Origin of the sequence: Pseudoalteromonas sp. NZS127_1 (assembly GCF_015864295.1) — a bacterium.
GTDB lineage: Bacteria > Pseudomonadota > Gammaproteobacteria > Enterobacterales > Alteromonadaceae > Pseudoalteromonas > Pseudoalteromonas arctica.
Window position 1 is genome coordinate 306228 of the sequence record NZ_JADYXO010000001.1, and the last position, 19787, is coordinate 326014.

General features: G+C 39.7%; 18 protein-coding genes. 14 read left to right on the forward strand and 4 right to left on the reverse strand.

Annotated elements, in window-relative coordinates:
* Positions 1 to 52 precede the first annotated feature (52 nt).
* Genes msbA through tcdA form a run of 6 tightly spaced genes read left to right on the forward strand, consistent with a single transcriptional unit; the run spans position 53 to position 5186 of the window.
* Positions 53 to 1798 carry a lipid A export permease/ATP-binding protein MsbA gene (msbA, locus tag I6F50_RS01225; protein WP_165740983.1) on the forward strand — a complete coding sequence of 582 codons (1746 nt, stop codon included), beginning with the start codon at positions 53 to 55 and terminating at the stop codon, positions 1796 to 1798.
* The gene (gene lpxK, locus I6F50_RS01230) at positions 1795 to 2775 is read left to right on the forward strand and encodes a tetraacyldisaccharide 4'-kinase (protein ID WP_165740984.1); all 981 of its coding nucleotides are present in this window, start codon (positions 1795 to 1797) and stop codon (positions 2773 to 2775) included. Before msbA ends, lpxK begins: the two co-directional genes overlap by 4 nt.
* Entirely contained in the window at positions 2765 to 2962 is a 198-nt protein-coding gene (locus I6F50_RS01235) for a Trm112 family protein (protein WP_002961789.1), read from the forward strand. The genes lpxK and I6F50_RS01235 overlap by 11 nt, the downstream gene beginning before the upstream one ends.
* On the forward strand, positions 2950 to 3711 hold the full coding sequence (kdsB, locus tag I6F50_RS01240; RefSeq protein WP_010552668.1) for a 3-deoxy-manno-octulosonate cytidylyltransferase: 762 nt from the start codon (positions 2950 to 2952) through the stop codon (positions 3709 to 3711). Before I6F50_RS01235 ends, kdsB begins: the two co-directional genes overlap by 13 nt.
* Entirely contained in the window at positions 3708 to 4388 is a 681-nt protein-coding gene (locus I6F50_RS01245; protein ID WP_197175128.1) for a TIGR01621 family pseudouridine synthase, read from the forward strand. Before kdsB ends, I6F50_RS01245 begins: the two co-directional genes overlap by 4 nt.
* Positions 4389 to 5186 carry a tRNA cyclic N6-threonylcarbamoyladenosine(37) synthase TcdA gene (gene tcdA, locus I6F50_RS01250; RefSeq protein WP_024603405.1) on the forward strand — a complete coding sequence of 266 codons (798 nt, stop codon included), beginning with the start codon at positions 4389 to 4391 and terminating at the stop codon, positions 5184 to 5186. It begins immediately after the preceding gene.
* A 6-nt stretch (positions 5187 to 5192) separates the two neighbouring features.
* Here tcdA and I6F50_RS01255 read toward each other — a convergent pair whose 3' ends face one another.
* The 3 genes from I6F50_RS01255 to I6F50_RS01265 all read right to left on the reverse strand — a co-directional run bounded on the left by I6F50_RS01255 (position 5193) and on the right by I6F50_RS01265 (position 8271).
* Complete coding sequence (locus tag I6F50_RS01255; RefSeq protein ID WP_007586879.1) at positions 5193 to 5609, reverse strand: SufE family protein; 417 nt, start codon at positions 5607 to 5609, stop codon at positions 5193 to 5195.
* A gap of 33 nt (positions 5610 to 5642) precedes the next feature.
* Positions 5643 to 6869: a SufS family cysteine desulfurase gene (locus I6F50_RS01260; protein WP_165727882.1), complete on the reverse strand. Its 1227-nt coding sequence runs from the start codon at positions 6867 to 6869 to the stop codon at positions 5643 to 5645.
* A gap of 115 nt (positions 6870 to 6984) precedes the next feature.
* A complete protein-coding gene (locus I6F50_RS01265; RefSeq protein WP_007586875.1) occupies positions 6985 to 8271 on the reverse strand; it encodes a citrate synthase in 1287 nt (428 codons plus the stop codon).
* A 420-nt stretch (positions 8272 to 8691) separates the two neighbouring features.
* Here I6F50_RS01265 and sdhC point away from each other — a divergent pair, with 420 nt between their 5' ends.
* The 8 genes from sdhC to sucD all read left to right on the forward strand — a co-directional run bounded on the left by sdhC (position 8692) and on the right by sucD (position 18549).
* Positions 8692 to 9069, forward strand: a complete 378-nt coding sequence (gene sdhC / locus I6F50_RS01270) for a succinate dehydrogenase, cytochrome b556 subunit (RefSeq protein ID WP_076914908.1) — start codon at positions 8692 to 8694, stop codon at positions 9067 to 9069.
* Positions 9060 to 9407 carry a succinate dehydrogenase, hydrophobic membrane anchor protein gene (gene sdhD, locus I6F50_RS01275; protein WP_007586873.1) on the forward strand — a complete coding sequence of 116 codons (348 nt, stop codon included), beginning with the start codon at positions 9060 to 9062 and terminating at the stop codon, positions 9405 to 9407. Before sdhC ends, sdhD begins: the two co-directional genes overlap by 10 nt.
* Positions 9408 to 11180 carry a succinate dehydrogenase flavoprotein subunit gene (gene sdhA, locus I6F50_RS01280; protein ID WP_197175130.1) on the forward strand — a complete coding sequence of 591 codons (1773 nt, stop codon included), beginning with the start codon at positions 9408 to 9410 and terminating at the stop codon, positions 11178 to 11180.
* Between the two features lie 10 nt (positions 11181 to 11190).
* Positions 11191 to 11907 carry a succinate dehydrogenase iron-sulfur subunit gene (locus I6F50_RS01285; protein ID WP_007375751.1) on the forward strand — a complete coding sequence of 239 codons (717 nt, stop codon included), beginning with the start codon at positions 11191 to 11193 and terminating at the stop codon, positions 11905 to 11907.
* Positions 11908 to 12001: 94 nt separating this feature from the next.
* The gene (gene sucA, locus I6F50_RS01290) at positions 12002 to 14821 is read left to right on the forward strand and encodes a 2-oxoglutarate dehydrogenase E1 component (RefSeq protein WP_165727883.1); all 2820 of its coding nucleotides are present in this window, start codon (positions 12002 to 12004) and stop codon (positions 14819 to 14821) included.
* A gap of 3 nt (positions 14822 to 14824) precedes the next feature.
* Positions 14825 to 16333, forward strand: a complete 1509-nt coding sequence (odhB, locus tag I6F50_RS01295) for a 2-oxoglutarate dehydrogenase complex dihydrolipoyllysine-residue succinyltransferase (protein WP_165741166.1) — start codon at positions 14825 to 14827, stop codon at positions 16331 to 16333.
* 177 nt (positions 16334 to 16510) lie between these two features.
* Positions 16511 to 17677 (forward strand): ADP-forming succinate--CoA ligase subunit beta, encoded by a 1167-nt coding sequence (gene sucC, locus I6F50_RS01300; protein WP_007586870.1) that lies wholly within the window; start codon positions 16511 to 16513, stop codon positions 17675 to 17677.
* Positions 17677 to 18549: a succinate--CoA ligase subunit alpha gene (gene sucD, locus I6F50_RS01305; protein WP_010552674.1), complete on the forward strand. Its 873-nt coding sequence runs from the start codon at positions 17677 to 17679 to the stop codon at positions 18547 to 18549. Before sucC ends, sucD begins: the two co-directional genes overlap by 1 nt.
* A gap of 59 nt (positions 18550 to 18608) precedes the next feature.
* Here the strand turns inward: sucD and I6F50_RS01310 are convergent, their stop codons facing one another.
* Positions 18609 to 19679, reverse strand: a complete 1071-nt coding sequence (locus I6F50_RS01310) for a DUF3083 family protein (RefSeq protein ID WP_165741149.1) — start codon at positions 19677 to 19679, stop codon at positions 18609 to 18611.
* Positions 19680 to 19787 lie beyond the last annotated feature (108 nt).

Consider the following 19787-nt stretch of genomic DNA (forward strand, 5'->3'; position numbering starts at 1 on the left):
TTTATCTCATCGGAGGATACAATACAGATTGTTTCTGTATTTAGAGAGTGTTATGGATCAAAGTACTACACAAATTTATAAACGTCTTGTCTCATATGTTGGCACCTACAAAAGCGTCGCATTTGTCGCAATTATTGGGATGATAGGCTATTCAGCAATGGATGCTTTATTTATTCAATTAATGAAGCCGTTTATTGATCAAGGTTTGAACCAGCGTAATACAGAAGTTTTAAAGTACGCTCCTTTTGTCGTTATCGCGTTAGTTCTAGGGCGTGGTGTTTTTAACTTTATGTCTTCTTACTGCTTAAGTTATGTAGGCTCCCAAGTTGTACGCTCTTTACGCCAAGAGTTATTTGAGCACATATTGCACTTACCCGTTTCTTTTCATGACAAAAACTCAACGGGAGATTTAATTTCAAAAATCACATTTGATACAGAACAAGTTCAACAAGCGATTACTAAAGCCTTGCTAATAGTTGTACGTGAAGGGGCATTTGTTGTATTTTTACTTGCGGTAATGTTCTATACCAGTTGGCAACTATCACTGATATTTTTAGTGATCATCCCACTTGTTGCTATTATTGTCGCCGTCGTCTCTAAACGTTTTCGCCACATTTCTAAAAACATTCAATCTGCCATGGGGCAAGTTACCCGTAGCTCAGAACAAATGCTGAGCGGACATAAAGTTATTCATGGTTTTGGTGGTCAAGATCAAGAGATTAATCACTTCTCGAAAATTAATAATCATAATCGTCAGCAACGTATCAAAATGGACGCAACTAAAGCGCTTAGTGTGTCTATAATTCAAATTTTAGCGGCAAGTGCCATGGCAGTTATTTTGTGGGCGGTGTCGTTGCCATCAATGATTGATACGATTACATCTGGTGACTTCATGGCATTAATTGCCTCAATGATGATGTTATTGCGTCCGCTAAAACAACTTGCCAATGTGAATAGTGATATGCAACGTGGTATCTCTGCAGCGCAAAGTATATTTTTAGTTTTAGACGAAGAAATGGAAAAAGATACAGGCACTGTTTCGGTTGATAAAGTTAAAGGTTTAATTGAAGTTAAGAACGTAACCTTTAAGTACCCAACGAAAGATGAAGCCGTATTAAACGATTTGTCGCTAAAGATTGAGGCGGGTGAAAGTATTGCTTTAGTTGGGCGCTCAGGCTCAGGTAAGTCCACAATTTCTAACTTGTTACCACGCTACTATGACTTAGAGTTACCGAGTGAAATATTACTTGATGGTATAGCCCTGCAGGATTATAAATTAACTGATCTGCGTCGCCAATTTGCTTTAGTGTCTCAGCAGGTCGTGTTATTTAACGATACGATTGCTAACAATATTTGTTATGGCATAAAGCACGATGTGTCTGTTGAAGAGTTAGAACAAGTTGCCAAACAAGCGCACGTGTGGGAATTTGTTAAAGACCTGCCAGAGCAATTAAACACCATGGTAGGCGAAAATGGGGTAATGCTCTCAGGTGGTCAACGCCAGCGAATAGCGATAGCGCGTGCAATATTAAAAGATGCACCTATTTTGATTTTAGATGAGGCAACGTCAGCACTTGATACCGAATCTGAAAAGCTTATTCAGCAAGCGTTAGAAACGCTAATGAAAGATAAAACCTCTATTGTTATAGCACATCGCTTATCTACTATTGAAAACAGTGACCGAATTTATGTTATTGATAACGGTCGTGTGATAGAAAGTGGCGATCATAGTAGCTTATTAGCAAATGACGGTACTTATTCAGCACTTTGCAAAATGCAGTTTGGTGATCAGGCGTGAGCAAAATAGAGCAAAGCTGGTATAAACCATTTGGTCTAATTACTTTATTGTTATTACCATTAAGTGCTTTGTTTTGGGTTGTATCGGCATTTCGAAAACTCTTGTACAGCGCTAAAATACTTAAACCTTTTGAGTGCAAAACGCCTGTTATTGTAGTCGGCAATATAAGCGTAGGCGGCAATGGTAAAACACCTTTTGTTTTGTGGTTGTATAGTCATTTAACACAGCAAGGTTTATCAGTGGGTATTATTAGTAGAGGTTATGGTGGGCAATCAGATAATTACCCGCTGTTAGTCACTTCAGTTGTAGATGCTCAGCAGGCTGGAGATGAGCCTGTGCTTTTATACCATCGTTTAAAATGCCCAATAGCAGTTGGCCCTAATAGACAACACAATATCGATTTATTAGAAAAAAATCATACGCTAGATGTCATTATTTCTGATGATGGGATGCAGCATTATAAAATGCCTCGTAGCATTGAGTGTTGTATTGTTGATAGTGAACGCCGCTTTGGTAATGGTTTTGTTATGCCCGCAGGGCCACTACGCGAAACAACTAAACGCTTACAAAGTGTTGATATAGTAATTGAAAATGGCGGTCAGGCTAATAATAGCTACGTGCTGCAAGTAAGTAACCTTCGCTTAGTTAATTCAGGTGATGATGCAAAACATACGGTAACTCACGCACATGCAATAAGTGCAATTGGGAACCCTAAACGGTTTGAAAACTCATTAGAAGCACAAAATATTAAGCTATTGTCGACTCATCACTTTAGAGATCATTATGCTTATACAGCAGATGATTTTATTCAGTTTGGTGATGATTGCATTATAATGACCGAAAAAGACGCGGTTAAATGTAAGTCCTTTGCAAAACCTAATTGGTATTATTTACCTATAGATGCAGAGCCTTCCGATAGCGTAATAAACACATTAAATTCATTATTAAAAGAAAAAGGAATACTCAATGGCCTTTGATACAAAATTACTCGAGATAATTGCCTGCCCAGTTTGTAAGGGTAAACTACGCTTTGATAGAGAAAACAACGAACTAATTAGTACTGCAGCTAAGCTTGCTTACCCCGTTCAAGATGATATTCCAGTATTGCTTGAAAACGAAGCACGTGAGTTATCTTTAGAAGAGGTTGAAAAGTGGAATTCGTAGTTGTAATTCCTGCACGTTTTGCATCAACCCGACTACCGGGTAAGCCGCTTGCTGATATTTGCGGTAAGCCAATGGTTCAACATGTTTACGAAAAAGCATGTTTATCAGGTGCAAGTAAAGTGGTTATAGCAACCGATCATCAAAAAGTGTTTGATGCAGTAAGTTTATTTACTAGTGATGTTGTAATGACTCGCGAAGATCACCAATCGGGTACTGAGCGTTTAGCCGAAGTAGTTGATTTACTTGATCTCGACAGCGATACAATTGTGGTTAATGTACAAGGCGATGAGCCCTTACTTGCGCCAGAAAATGTATCCCAAGTTGCTGCACTATTAAGTGATTCAACAGCACCAATGGCAACGTTAAGTGTTGCTATTGAAGAGCGTGATGAAGTATTTAATCCTAATGCCGTTAAAGTGGTTAGCGATATAAATAAAAATGCGCTGTATTTTTCTCGTGCAAGTATTCCGTTTGATAGAAGCACAATGATGAATGACAGCAGTGCTCTTAATTTAGCGCCATTTCAGCGCCACGTAGGTATTTATGCGTACAGAGCGGGTTTTATTAAACAATATATAGAATTGAGCGTATCGCCACTTGAGCTACTTGAATCGCTTGAGCAGTTACGTGTGTTGTATCATGGTTATAAAATCAAAATAGAGCAAGCTCAAATAGCACCCCATGCTGGAGTTGATACGCCCGATGACTTAGCTAAAGTGATAGCGCATATTAAAAGTAAAAACGTGTGAGTGAGCAAGTAAGTAAAATATTAAAAATCATTTTTACACATAACGATTTTTATATTTTAGAAAAGCCAGCGGGTCTTAATTTTCATTCAGAAGATGGCCCCGGCTTTGTTGTGTTAGCCGAACAACAATTATCGCAAAAGCTTTATGCCGTTCATCGTTTAGATAAAGTGACATCAGGGCTGATTATTTTAGCGCGAAACAAAGCCGCTGCGGCCAGCTTTACTGTTATGTTTACTGAGCATGCGATTGCTAAATTTTATTTAGCGGTTAGTGACGCTAAACCGAAAAAGAAGCAGGGGTGGATCAAAGGCGATATGGTTAAATCTCGCCGTGGCTCGTTTAAGTTACTAACGAGTAAGCTGAATCCTGCAATTACCCGATTTTATTCGCTAAGCTATAAACCTGGGTTTAGAGGGTATATTTTAAAACCTTACTCAGGAAAGACGCATCAATTAAGAGTGGCACTAAAAAGTGTTGGCTCACCTATTTTAGGCGATGCAATGTATTCAGGCACGCCATCAAATCGTACCTATTTACATGCATATGCGTTGAGCTTTTTATGGCAAGGTGAACAAATACAGCTAACTTTATTACCCGGTAATGGTGATGAGTATTTGGCGTTAATTAAACATCAAGATTTTCAAGCATGGCAGTCGCCATGGCAACTGGATTGGTAAATGAGCGAAAAAGTTACAGATATACGTTTTGGTGGTATTAAACGTTTATATGGTCATCAACAGTTTGATTGGCTTCAAGAAGCACATTTTTGTGTAGTAGGGATTGGTGGTGTAGGGAGCTGGACAGCAGAAGCACTTGCACGTACTGGTGTTGGTAAAATAACATTGATTGATTTGGATGATATTTGCGCGACTAACGTCAATAGACAAATTCATGCGTTAACGGGCACTATTGGTCAAGCTAAAGTAGATGCAATGAAAGCGCGCTGCGAGCTTATTAATCCAGAGTGCCAAATTAATGTAATAGATGACTTTATTACGCTTGATAATATTCAAGAGCATATTCAAGGTTTTGATTATGTGATTGATTGTATTGATGCAGTTAAAGAAAAAGCAGCATTAATTGCTCACTGTAAACGTAATAAACTACCTATAATTACAACTGGTGGTGCTGGCGGGCAAACAGATCCTAGCCAAATAACTTTTGGTGATGTAGCTAAAACTACGCAAGACCCATTACTTGCAAAAGTACGTTATATTTTGCGTAAGCAGTATAATTTTAGTAATAATCCTAAACGTAAGTTTAATATTGATTGTGTTTACTCAACAGAGCAATTGGTTTACCCAGGAAGCGATGGCAGCGTATGTCATGCTAAGCAAAGTGCTGATGGCTCGATGAATATGGATTGTAATAATGGTTTTGGATCTGTGACTATGATCACAGGAAGCTTCGGCTTTTTTGTTGCGGCAAAAGCGGTGCGTAAATATCTAGATAAAAAACAACGCTCGCAAGCTTAGTTTTTGCTAACTAAGCTTTTGTTGTGCCATGGTTTGTATTTTATCAACCATGGCTTTAATACCATTACCACGTGATGCGCTTAAGTGGCTTATAAGGCCGAGCTTTTCAAATTCTTCATACGCATTTTTATTCACTACTTGCTCTGGTGTGAGGCCATTGTAAAGCGCTAAAATAATGGCTAATAATCCTTTTACTATACGTGTATCTGAGTCACCAATTACAACAAGTGTATTTTCTGTTAAATCAAATTCAACAAACATCCATACTTTGCTTTCACAGCCCGGTACAAGTGCATCATCAGTCTTCAAAACATCAGCTAAAACAGGTAAAGTTTTTCCTAAAAGCATTATCTCACGATATTTTTGCTGCCAAGCGGGCGCATTTTTTATAGATTCTGTGACTTTGTTAAACGTATTTGTCATGAGTTATCCTAATTAATTCTATTAAAGTGACGTTTAGTCCAGTAAAGCGATACATTTTTTAAGTGAATCAATGAATATATCTACATCTTCATAGGTATTATAAAAACAAAAGCTCGCTCTTAGCGTTCCATTAAGCCCTAAATGTGTCATTAATGGCTGTGTACAATGGTGTCCACTCCTTACTGCAACCCCGTACCCGTCAAGTAAAGTTGCCAAATCATAAGGATGTTCATCATTTAAGTTGAAGCAGAGTGTACCAATATTGTCAGATAGGTTGCTATATATTGTAATACCATCAACCTTTACCAATTTTTGAGCGGCATAACTAAACAATTTTTGCTCATATTGCTGAATTTTTGCGTGATCTAATTCATTTAAATAGTCTAATGCGGCACCAAAGCCTAAAACTCCAGAGATATTTGGTGTTCCAGTTTCAAATTTTGCAGGCGCAGGACGATAAGTACTGTGAGTTAAGTACACTTTATCGATCATTTCCCCACCTGATTGGTAAATATCAAGGGTATTTAATTGCTCATATCGACCATAAAGTACACCTAATCCTGTTGGGCCGAGCATTTTATGGCTTGAGCAGACATAAAAGTCACAGTTTAATTCACGTAAATCGGGTTTTAAATGCAGTGCACCTTGTGCACCATCGACTAAAACAAGAGAATTGACGTCTTTTGCAGCTCTAATTAGTGGTTTTAAATCGGTGATATTACCCAGTGTGTTAGATGCTTGTGTAATAGCTAATAGGGCTGGTTTTGTTTCTTTTATAAATTCACAGCATTCTTTGGTGTTCAGCGTGCCATTTTTATTTAGTGGAAGCGCTATTAATTTAGCACCCGTTTGTTGACTCACTATTTGCCAAGGCACTATGTTTGCATGATGCTCAAGCGGAGATATCATTATGGTATGACTTTCATTTAAGCGCTTTTTTAATCCGTTAGCGACCAAGTTAATGGCTTCTGTAGCACCTTTAGTCCATACAATCTCTTTACTAAATACATTGAAATACTGTGCAGTTTTATCCCGTACTTGTTCATATGAATAAGTTGCTTGCTCGCTAAGTGTATGGCGTCCACGGTGTACATTAGCGTTTTGAAACGTATAGAATTCAGTAATTGTATCTATAACTGATTGAGGCTTTTGTGAGGTTGCTGCTGAGTCTAAATAAACAAGCGGGCAGCCGTTTATTGTTTGATTTAATGTTGGGAAGTCGTTTCTAATTTTATTTATATCAAACTTTAAAGCAAGCATGGCTCATCTACATAGTGTTTTTAAGGCAGGAATTGTAATCGGTTTATGATAATTCTCAAGTGTTGTTAATAAAAAAGGCCGCAAAATGCGGCCTTTTTAAACTAACCAACGTTAATTAACGCTTGTCAGTTGATACGTAGTCACGTTGAGTGTAACCAGTATAAAGTTGACGAGGACGGCTGATCTTATGACCAGGTTGAGATAGCATCTCATCCCAGTGAGTGATCCAACCAACAGTACGTGCCATTGCAAAGATTACAGTGAACATGCTTGTTGGAATACCAATCGCTTTTAAGATAATACCAGAGTAGAAATCTACATTAGGGTATAGTTTTTTCTCTACAAAGTATGGGTCTTCAAGCGCAATTTGCTCAAGCTTCATAGCAATATCAAGAAGTGGATCTTGGATATTCAGCTCAGCTAAAACTTCGTGACACGTTTGACGCATTACTGTAGCGCGTGGGTCAAAGTTTTTGTAAACACGGTGTCCAAAGCCCATAAGGCGGAACGGGTCAGCTTTATCTTTAGCTTTAGCTACGTATTCATCGATACGGTCAACAGAGCCAATCTCTTCTAACATGTTTAAACATGCTTCATTAGCGCCGCCGTGAGCAGGGCCCCACAAAGATGCAATACCAGCTGCAATACATGCATACGGGTTAGCACCAGATGAACCAGCAAGACGAACTGTTGAAGTTGATGCATTTTGTTCATGATCTGCATGAAGCATAAAGATTTTATCCATCGCTTTTGCAGTTACTGGATTAACTTTATATTCTTCAGCAGGTACAGAGAACATCATGTGTAAGAAGTTTTCTGCGTAGCTTAAATCGTTACGTGGGTATACAAACGGTTGGCCGATATTTGTTTTATAAGCCATTGCCGCGATTGTTGGTAACTTAGCAACAAGCTTAACTGCGCTTGTTTTACGTTGTTCAGCATCAGTAATATCAAGGTCTTCATGATAGAAAGATGATAATGCACCTACTACGCCACAAAGCATTGCCATTGGGTGAGCGTCAAAGCGGAAACCTTGGAAAAAGTTAGCAATTTTCTCGTCAAGCATAGTGCTTGTAGTGATTTCATTCTTAAAAACTTCATATTGTTCTTTAGAAGGTAACTCACCATTTAAAAGTAAGTAACAAAGTTCAATGTAGTTTGAGTCTTCAGCTAATTGCTCAATTGGGTAACCACGGTGAAGTAGTACACCTTTACCACCATCAATATAGGTGATTGCAGATTCACAAGAACCAGTCGACATGAAACCTGGGTCATAAGTAAAGTGACCGTGTGAACCTAACGTACGTACGTCGATTACATCTTGGCCAGCAGTGCCTTGATAAATTGGAAGTTCGATTGGATCTAGTCCATCAATTTGGACTGTGGCTTTTTTATCTGCCATCGTTATGTATCTCCTATTAAGATATCTATTCTGATTTTTAGATTTTAAAGTTCTGAAATCTGTTTTAAGCACATCTTCTCATTTTAACGTGAAAGAGGGGGTTAAAGTCAATTTTTATAAACATTATGCATATATGTATAATAAATATTCGGTATTAATTAAATATAATACTATTGGCTAATTCGCAAACATCTCTAAATAAACAAGAATTGTAAAAAGCCCTGTGGGTATATATACTAACGGTGGTTTTAAACCGTATTGTATTTGGGTAAACATATTCTTAACAGCTTAAAATTTACAGGTTTGTGAACTTTAATTGTTTTGGTACGTTTATTTTGATAGTTCCATCAGTAATATTTGGTGGGTTTTTAGAAAAACAAGTAGATGAGCTCCACTGTGAGCAAAGATGGGCAAGTAACTGTGAAAAAGCAAAGACCTGTAAATCTAGATCTAACAACTATATCTATGCCGGCAACGGCTAAAGCTTCAATTTTTCACCGCGTCACCGGTGTTGCATTATTTTTTGCTTTAACGTTTGTCATTTGGGCTTGGTCTGAGTCTCTCTCTTCAGCTGAAAGTTTTGAATTCGTCAAGGGTCTGTTTAACGGATTCATTGCCAAATTTATAGCTTGGGGCACTGTTTCTGTATTAGGTTATCACCTTATTGGTGGTATCCGTCATATGATTATGGATATGGGACATTGGGAAGAACTTGAATCAGGTAACCTCAGCGCTAAAGTTTCAATGGCTCTTGGTGTTGTGTTTGCCGTATTGGCAGGGGTGTGGATATGGTTTTAAATCAAGCAACTCTAAAACGTGATGGTGTACAAGATTTCGTATCTTTACGTACCACGGCATTAATAATCAGCGCTTACGCGATTTTTATTATCGGCTATTTTTTAGCGACGCCAGAAGTCACTTTCGAAGCCTGGACAGGCCTCTTCTCTAACCTAGCAATGAAAGGGTTTACGTTAATTACCCTTGTTTGCATTATGGTTCATACCCGCATTGGCCTTTGGCAAGTTCTTACAGACTATGTTAAGTGCGCAAAGCTTCGTGCAGTTTTAGGTTTTGTATTAAACCTAATGGCCGTTGCTTACGTAGCTATTGGTCTAATCGTATTATGGGGTGTTTAAGTGAAATATTCTGTTCGTGAATTTGACGCCGTAGTAATTGGTGCAGGTGGTGCAGGTATGCGCGCTGCTTTAGCAATTACAGAATCTGGCAAAACGTGTGCATTAATATCTAAAGTATTTCCAACGCGCTCACACACTGTATCTGCTCAAGGCGGTATTACGGTTGCGCTTGGTAATTCACACGAAGATAACTGGGAATGGCATATGTACGATACCGTTAAAGGTTCCGATTTTATCGGTGACCAAGACGCTATTGAATACATGTGTCAAACTGGCCCAGAAGCTATTACCGAATTAGAAAACATGGGTTTACCATTTTCTCGTTTTGAAAATGGCCGTGTTTACCAACGTCCTTTCGGTGGTCAATCGAAAAACTTTGGTGGTGAACAAGCCGCACGTACTGCAGCAGCTGCTGACCGTACTGGTCATGCTTTATTACACCTTCTATATCAACAAAACGTTAAAAACAAAACAAATGTATTCTCTGAATGGTATGCACTTGATTTAGTTAAAAACGATAATGGTGATGTAGTAGGGTGTACTGCAATTGAGATTGAGACAGGTGAAGTTACCTTCTTCAAATCTAAAGCTGTTGTATTAGCTACTGGTGGTGCAGGTCGTATATTTGCATCAACCACTAATGCTCACATTAACACTGGTGACGGTGTTGGTATGGCAACACGTGCTGGTATTTCTATGCAAGACATGGAAATGTGGCAGTTCCATCCAACGGGTATCGCAGGTGCTGGTACGCTAGTAACTGAAGGTTGTCGTGGTGAAGGCGGTTATCTTTTAAATAAAGATGGCGAACGCTTCATGGAACGTTACGCACCAAACGCAAAAGACTTAGCGTCTCGCGACGTTGTTGCACGTTCAATGATGACTGAAATCCGTGAAGGTCGTGGTTGTGATGGTCCTTGGGGTCCACATCTTAAGTTAAAACTTGACCATTTGGGTGAAGAAACACTTAATTTACGTCTTCCAGGCGTATGTGACCTTGCTAAAACATTTGCTCACGTTGACCCTGCAAAAGAGCCAATTCCAGTAATTCCAACTTGTCATTATATGATGGGTGGTGTTCCTACTAATGTAAATGGACAAGCGCTACAAATCGATGCTCAAGGCAACGAAACAGTAGTTCAAGGTTTATTTGCAGTAGGTGAGATTGCATGTGTATCTGTACACGGTGCAAACCGCTTAGGTGGTAACTCATTACTTGATTTAGTTGTGTTTGGTCGTGCTGCGGGTAACTTCTTAGGTAAGTACCTAAATGACGTTGAAATATCTAAAGCTGCTTCAGAATCAGATTTAGAAGCGTCTCTTGCACGTTACAATCGTTGGGAAAGTTCAACGGCTGGCCAAGGTGAAGATCCAGTTCAAATCAAAAAAGACCTACAACAATGTATGCAGCTTAACTTCTCGGTATTCCGTGAAGGTGACTCAATGGCTGCAGGTCTTCAAGAACTTAAAGAAATTCGCGAACGTCTGCAACATGCTCGTCTTGATGATAAATCATCAGACTTCAATACGCAGCGTATCGAATGTCTTGAACTAGATAACTTAATGGAAACAGCTTACTCGACTGCAGTAGCTGCAAACTTCCGTACAGAAAGCCGTGGTGCACATTCTCGCTTTGACTACCCAGATCGTGATGACGAAAACTGGTTATGTCACTCAGTATTCAATCCTGTAACGGATGAAATGAGTAAGCGTGATGTAAACTATGCGCCTAAAACGCGTGAAGCTTTCCCACCTAAAGCACGTGTTTACTAGGAGATAGACGATGGCACAAGTACAATTTTCAGTTTATCGTTATAATCCAGATGTTGACAACGCTCCTCGTATGCAAGAATACACCTTGCAAACAGAGGAAGGTCACGACATGATGGTGTTGGATGCACTTATTCTTCTAAAAGAACAAGATCCTACATTATCTTTCCGTCGTTCATGCCGTGAAGGTGTGTGTGGATCTGATGGTGTTAACATGAATGGTAAAAATGGTTTAGCATGTATTACTCCTTTATCTACGCTACAAAAAAATGGCAAAGGTAAAATCGTAGTACGTCCATTACCAGGTTTACCTGTGGTTCGTGACCTTGTTATTGACATGAGTCAGTTCTACACTCAGTACGAAAAAGTTAAACCTTATTTAATTAATGATCAGCCTGCAGCAGGCGAACGTCTTCAAACTATTGAAGAACGTGATAAATTAGATGGGCTTTATGAGTGTATTTTGTGTGCATGTTGTTCAACATCGTGTCCTTCGTTCTGGTGGAATCCAGACAAGTTCATTGGTCCAGCAGGCCTTCTTCATGCTTACCGTTTCTTGGCTGATAGCCGAGATACAGCAACTGAAGAACGTTTAGCGGATTTAGACGATGCGTTCAGTGTGTTCCGTTGTCACAGTATCATGAACTGTGTTAGCGTTTGTCCTAAGGGTCTTAATCCGACCAAAGCAATTGGACAAATCAAATCTATGTTACTAAACCGAGCGGTTTGATAGCTTAGTAAAGGTAAGATGGCTGATATTAAATTATATTAGCCATCTTGTTATAATAACTATTAATTTCTGCGCTAAAAAAAAGGGCTTATAAATGCACGAAGGTGTGATGAAGGCATGGCTAGAATCTTCACATTTAAACGGCGGCAACGTTGCTTATGTAGAAGAGCTTTATGAAGCGTATTTAGACGATGCGACTTCTGTGCCAGACGAATGGCGAGAAGTGTTTGAACAATTACCTAAAGTTGATGGTGTGGATGTTGAAGTAAAACATTCAGAGGTTCGAGCACAGTTTGCACAGCTTGCAAAAAACAAGCATAGAGAAGTAGTGGTAGCAGAGGGTAGTGGCGGTGACCTTAAACAGGTTAAAGTTCTACAACTTATTAATGCTTTCCGTTTTCGTGGACACCAAAATGCAAACCTAGATCCATTAGGTATTTGGCAACGAGAGCGTGTACGAGATTTAGAGCTAGAGTACCACGACCTATCTTCAAGTGATTTTGACCGCGAGTTTAACGTAGGGTCGTTTGCCGTAGGGCGCGATACTATGCCTTTAGGTGAACTATACCAAGCACTAAAAACTACATATTGTGGTTCAATTGGCGCTGAGTATATGCACATCACATCAACAGAGGAAAAGCGTTGGTTACAACAGCGTTTAGAATCTGTCCAGTCTAGGCCAAAATTCTCAAAAGATGAAAAGCTACGTATCCTAAAAGGTCTTACGGCTGCTGATGGTCTTGAAAAATATTTAGGGGCTAAGTTCCCAGGTGCTAAGCGTTTCTCACTCGAAGGTGGCGATGCGTTAGTTCCAATGCTAAAAGAGCTTATTCACCGCGCTGGTGAAAGCGGCCAACAAGAAGCTGTTATTGGTATGGCTCACCGTGGTCGTTTGAATGTTCTTGTGAATGTACTAGGTAAAAACCCATCAGAATTATTTGATGAGTTTGCCGGTAAACACAAAGAGACATTAAGTTCTGGCGATGTTAAATATCACATGGGTTACTCATCTGACTTTGCTACTAAAGGTGGCAACGTACATATGGCGCTTGCGTTTAACCCATCTCATCTTGAAATTGTAAATCCAGTAGTTATGGGCTCAGTTCGCGCTCGTCTTGATCGCTTAGGTGATAGCTCTGGTATTAAAGCTCTACCAATTACAATTCATGGTGACTCTGCAGTTACTGGTCAAGGTGTTGTACAAGAAACATTTAACTTGTCACAAACTAATGGCTTTAGCTGTGGTGGTAGTATACGCATTGTTGTAAATAACCAAGTAGGTTTTACAACGTCTAAACAAGATGATGTACGCTCAACTGTATATTGTACTGACATAGCTAAAATGGTTCAGTCACCAATATTTCATGTTAATTCTGATGATCCTGAAGCTGTTGCATTTGTTACACAGCTTGCACTTGATTTCAGAAACCAGTTTAAGCGCGACGTAGTTATCGATTTAGTGTGTTACCGTCGCCATGGTCACAATGAAGCTGATGAGCCTAATGCAACTCAGCCTGTCATGTACCAAAAAATTAAAAAACATCCAGTTCCACGTTTAATTTACGCTGATCAACTGATTGCAGAAGGCTCTTTCTCTGAACAAGAAGTTAAAGCTCTAGCAGATGATTACCGTAATGCATTAGATGAAGGCAACTGTGTTGTTTCAGAAATACAGCCAGAGACTTCGCATTCTTCAGATTGGGCTAAATATGTTGGCCACGAGTGGAATGTTGATTACGACGCGAGTGTTTCTGTTGAAAGACTAAAAGAACTGGGTGAAAAAATTGCAACTTACCCAGAGCAATATGTTGCTCAATCTCGTGTTAAAAAGATTTACGATGATCGTAAGTTAATGGCAAGTGGTGAAAAAGCGCTTGATTGGGGTATGGCAGAAACACTTGCTTATGCAACAATTGCGACAGAAGGCACTGACATTCGTTTAACTGGACAAGATTCTGGTCGTGGTACATTCTTCCATCGCCATGCTGTTGTTCATAGTCAAACTGATGGTGCTACGTACACTCCTTTAGAGCACCTAAGTAAAGACCAAGGTACTTTTCAAGTATTTGATTCGGTTTTATCTGAAGAAGCCGTTGTTGCTTTTGAGTATGGTTATGCAACAGCAGAGCCTACATCACTAATACTTTGGGAAGCGCAGTTCGGTGATTTCGCCAATGGTGCACAGGTTGTATTTGACCAATTCTTAAGTTCTGGTGAGCAAAAATGGGGCCGTTTATGTGGTCTTACAATTTTGTTACCGCATGGCTACGAAGGTCAAGGACCAGAGCATAGTTCAGCGCGTTTAGAGCGTTTCTTACAACTATGTGCTGATCACAACATGCAAGTGTGTGTTCCGTCTACTCCGGCACAAGTTTACGCTATGCTTCGTCGTCAATCAGTTCGACCACTTCGTCGTCCACTGATTGTAATGACACCTAAGTCGTTACTTCGTCACCCTCTTGCTACTTCATCACTTGAAGAGCTTTCACACGGTGTTTTCCATAATATGATCGATGAAATTGATGATATTAACCCGGAGAAAGTAGAACGTGTTGTATTTTGTAGTGGTAAAGTTTACTACGAACTATTACAAGAACGTCGTAAGCTTGAGCAAGATAATGTTGCAATTGTACGTGTTGAACAGCTATATCCGTTCCCGCACGATGAAATGAAAACAATTATAGAGCGCTACCAACACGTAACTGATTTTGTATGGTGTCAAGAAGAGCCACAAAACCAAGGTGCATGGTACTGTTCACAACATCACTTTATTGATGCAATCCCACAAGGTGCTAAATTAAAATATGCAGGACGTAAAGCATCTGCATCACCAGCGTGTGGTTACATGTCAGTACATACTAAAGAACAACAAGCGCTCGTTGCCGACGCGCTTACTATAGAAAATAAAGGATAAGCAATGAGCACAGAAATTAAAGTTCCTGTTCTTCCTGAGTCGGTTGCAGATGCTACCGTTGCTACATGGCATGTAAGTGTTGGCGACAAAGTAACTCGCGATCAAAACTTAGTAGACATTGAAACAGATAAAGTGGTTCTAGAAGTTGTTGCACAGCACGACGGTGTAATTACAGAGATATCACAAGAAGAAGGTGCAACCGTACTTGGCGATCAAGTTATGGGTTTACTTGGTGATGCTGATGCAGCGCCAGCAAGTGAAGGTTCAACTAAAGAAGAATCAGCACCAGCTAAATCAGAAGACGCGCCAGCGGCGCAATCAGCATCAGAAGGTAAAGAAGTGGATATTAAAGTACCTGTACTTCCAGAATCAGTTGCAGACGCAACAATTGCTACATGGCATGTACAACCAGGTGACGCTGTAACACGCGACCAAAACTTGGTAGATATTGAAACAGATAAAGTTGTTCTTGAAGTAGTAGCTCAAGAAGATGGCATCATGGGTGATATCATTCACGGAGAAGGTGATACTGTATTAGGCGAGCAAGTAATTGGTTCGGTTAAAGCAGGCGGTGCACCAGCGGCTCCAGCTGCAAAAGCAGACGCAGCGCCAGCAGATTCAAGCGAAAGCTCAGATGTGTTAACTCCATCAGTTCGTCGTTTAATCGCTGAAAAAGGCTTAGACGCTTCTAAAATTAAAGGCACGGGTAAAAATGGTCGTGTAACTAAAGAAGACGTTGATACTTTCTTAAAAGCACCAGCGCCAGCGGCTAAAAAAGCAGAAGCTTCTGCTCCAGCAGCACCGATGGGCGATCGTACACAAAAACGTGTACCTATGACTCGTTTACGTAAAACGATTGCGACACGTCTTCTTGAAGCTAAAAACTCAACTGCAATGTTAACAACATTCAACGAAGTGAACATGGGACCAATCATGAGCCTTCGTAAGCAGTATCAAGAAACGTTTGAAAAGCGTCATGGCATTCGTTTAGGTTTCATGTCTTTCTACGTGAAAGCGGTAACTGAAGCACTTAAACGTTTCCCTGATGTTAACGCATCAATTGATGGTGACGATATTGTTTACCATAACTATTTCGATATCAGCATTGCAGTATCTACTCCACGTGGTCTAGTTACTCCAGTACTTAAAGATTGTGACAAACTATCTGTTGCTGAAATCGAAAAAGGTATTCGTGAACTAGCACTTAAAGGTCGTGATGGTAAGCTAACGCTTGCTGATATGACGGGTGGTAATTTCACTATTACTAATGGTGGCGTATTTGGTTCATTGCTATCTACACCTATCATTAACTTGCCACAATCTTCGATTTTGGGTATGCATAAAATCCAAGATCGTCCTATGGCAGTAAATGGTAAAGTTGAAATACTTCCTATGATGTATTTAGCACTTTCTTATGACCACCGCATCATTGATGGTAAAGAATCTGTTGGTTTCTTAGTGACTATTAAAGAGTTACTTGAAGATCCAACTCGCTTATTGCTAGATGTTTAATCTAGTTGTATGAAATGTAAGCTGTGAATGAACATTCACAGCTTTTTTTTTGCGCCTTTGGTCGTACTGGGGTTTTCATGTTAAGCCTTGGGATCTATACTAGGTGCGCAATTTGGGATAGTTGTTTATTTGAAAAAATATTCAGCTCTTTTAGTATAAAAAATTGGATAAAGCATCATGAATTTGCATGAGTATCAGGCAAAACAACTTTTTGCCGAATATGGTTTACCCGTTTCTACAGGTTACGCTTGCGATACACCTGAAGAAGCTGCTGCAGCTGCTGAAAAAATTGGCGGCGATATGTGGGTTGTTAAAACTCAGGTTCACGCAGGTGGACGTGGTAAAGCTGGCGGTGTAAAGCTAGTTAAAACTATCGAAGAAGTAAAAGCGTTTGCAGCTAATTGGTTAGGTAAAAACCTAGTTACTTACCAAACAGACGAGAAAGGCCAGCCAGTAGCTAAAATTTTAGTAGAAAGCTGTACTGACATTGCTAACGAATTGTACCTAGGTGCAGTAGTTGACCGTGCATCTCGTAAAGTAGTTTTCATGGCGTCTACTGAAGGCGGCGTTGAAATTGAAACTGTTGCTGAAGAAACACCAGAGCTTATCCACAAAGCAGAGATCGACCCGTTAGTAGGTCCTCAAGCTTACCAAGCACGTGAACTAGGTTTCAAATTGGGTCTTAACCCAGTACAAATGAAACAGTTTGTTAAGATCTTTATGGGTCTTGGTAAAATGTTCACTGATTTTGATTTCGCACTACTTGAAATCAACCCGTTAGTAATTACAGATGAAGGCAACCTTCACTGTCTTGACGGCAAAATCGGTATTGATGGTAATGCACTTTACCGTCAACCTAAAATCCGTGAATTCCACGATCCATCTCAAGAAGATGCTCGTGAAGCACACGCAGCAAGCTTCGAGCTTAACTACGTTGCTCTAGACGGTAATGTTGGTTGTATGGTTAACGGTGCAGGCCTAGCAATGGGTACTATGGACATCGTAAACCTACACGGCGGCAAGCCGGCTAACTTCTTGGATGTTGGTGGCGGTGCTACTAAAGAACGTGTTTCTGAAGCATTCAAAATCATTCTTTCTGACGACAATGTTAAAGCTGTTTTAGTAAACATCTTTGGCGGCATCGTTCGTTGTGACATGATTGCTGAAGGCATCATTGGCGCAGTTAAAGAAGTTGGCGTAACCGTACCAGTAGTTGTACGTTTAGAAGGTACTAATGCTGAATTAGGTCGTGAAGTTCTTAAGAACTCTGGTCTAGATATCATTGCTGCTGAATCACTAACAGACGCTGCTGAAAAAGTTGTTGCTGCTGCGGAGGGCAAATAATGTCTGTATTAATCAATAAAGATACAAAAGTTATCTGTCAAGGTTTCACTGGTGGCCAAGGTACTTTCCACTCAGAGCAAGCGCTTGAGTACGGTACACAAATGGTTGGTGGTGTTAGCCCAGGTAAAGGCGGTCAAACGCACCTTGGTCTTCCTGTATTCAACACAGTTCGTGATGCTGTAAAAGAAACTGGCGCAACTGCTTCAGTTATCTACGTACCAGCTCCTTTCTGTAAAGATGCAATCTTAGAAGCTATCGATGCTGGCATCGAGCTAATAGTTTGTATTACTGAAGGTATCCCTACACTTGATATGGTTGATGTTAAAATTAAACTAGATCAAACAGGTACTCGTATGATCGGTCCTAACTGCCCAGGTGTTATTACTCCAGGTCAGACTAAGATTGGTATCATGCCTGGTCATATCCACAAACCTGGTAAAGTAGGTATTGTTTCTCGCTCTGGTACTTTAACGTACGAAGCAGTTAAGCAAACTACTGATGCTGGTTTTGGTCAGTCTACGTGTGTTGGTATTGGTGGTGATCCAATTCCAGGTACTAACTTTATCGACGTTCTAGAAATGTTCGAAAAAGATCCACAAACTGAAGCAATCGTAATGATTGGTGAAATTGGTGGTACTGCAGAAGAAGAAGCTGCAGAGTACATCAAAGCTCACGTAACTAAACCTGTAGTATCTTACATTGCTGGTGTTACTGCACCAGAAGGTAAGCGTATGGGTCACGCTGGCGCAATCATTGCCGGCGGTAAAGGTACTGCTGATGAGAAATTTGCTGCATTAGAAGCTGCGGGCGTAAAAACTGTACGTTCACTTGCTGATATCGGTAAAGCACTTAAAGAGAAAACAGGCTGGTAATCGCTTGTTTCCTTTGAAAAGGCCCGCACATGCGGGCCTTTTTGTTATTAGATGAAAATTTAGAACGGGTAACTAATATGCTGGAAAAAACGTACAGATAAGTCTTGGCGTTGTTTATTTATAGCCAGCTCATTACACAGAGTATAGATTGTTTTTTCTACTTGGTTCATAAATCGACCGTAGCCCATTTCATGTTTATCCTGCTGCGTTGCTACTACTACAAAATGCAGCGTTTCTACTAATTTACTTGCTTCAGAAAAGTGCTTAATTTGATTTTCATTAGATTCAATATCAAAACTTAACTTTTGAAGTTCATCATTGCCTTCACTCTTATCTATTTTACTATTGCGTATAATAGGCGTTGCGCCGTTAGCAACCATAGCGCCATGGTTTAAGTTGTTATTTTGACACGCACGTATAAATGCATATGCAAAGTAGTCATAAAATTTAGCATAGTCGTTTGTGTTCATTAGTGTTTGAAACTGCGTTTTAATTGCGCGCGAAACCGGTATAGTAAAAGTGGCGTAAGTCATCTCTGCATAATCATTGGGTATGCTGCATTGTCTTGATTGGTAGCGAGGGTAGAGACTTCTTAATTTGTAACCATAGCTTTCCTTGTTGCCTTTTTCTTTAGCAAATAGGTCATACGTTAAGTGTTGATGGTCGCGTAGTTTAAACTGGGGCTGATTTATTAAGAGTTGTCCTTGTAAAGTGTCTAACACTTTTTGAACTTTATTATGAAATTCTGCAGAGTTGGCTCGCAAATCATCGCCTGTTGCTAAAAATAGAATGCGTATTTTTTTACTCGGTGTACCTTCAGTGTAATAAATCTTATGCGCTTCGTGATAACGGGGATTATAAAAAAAGAGCATTTGTTTATCTGTTTCTAATTGATAAGACTCATCATTAAATCTTACAACGGGTAGTTTATCATTCGCTAATAAGTGCACATTATAAAGCTCGTACTCATCACAAGAAGCAAACAGCTGGCGTGCAATACGTTCATAGCAGCAATTTATATCACTAAAGCTTTTATAAAAATCCTGATTAGGGGTTATTTCAGCTAAAAGGTAGTGGTTAGCGCGTGCATTAGTTGGAATATATACACGATGTTGATTAAGTGTCGCCATCTTTAAATCCTTATAATGTAGGTTATTTACCTACTATAAACTGTTTAGATGACTTAAATATTGCGTTAAAACAAATTTTATTCATAAACAATGGTTCAGCTGAATTAA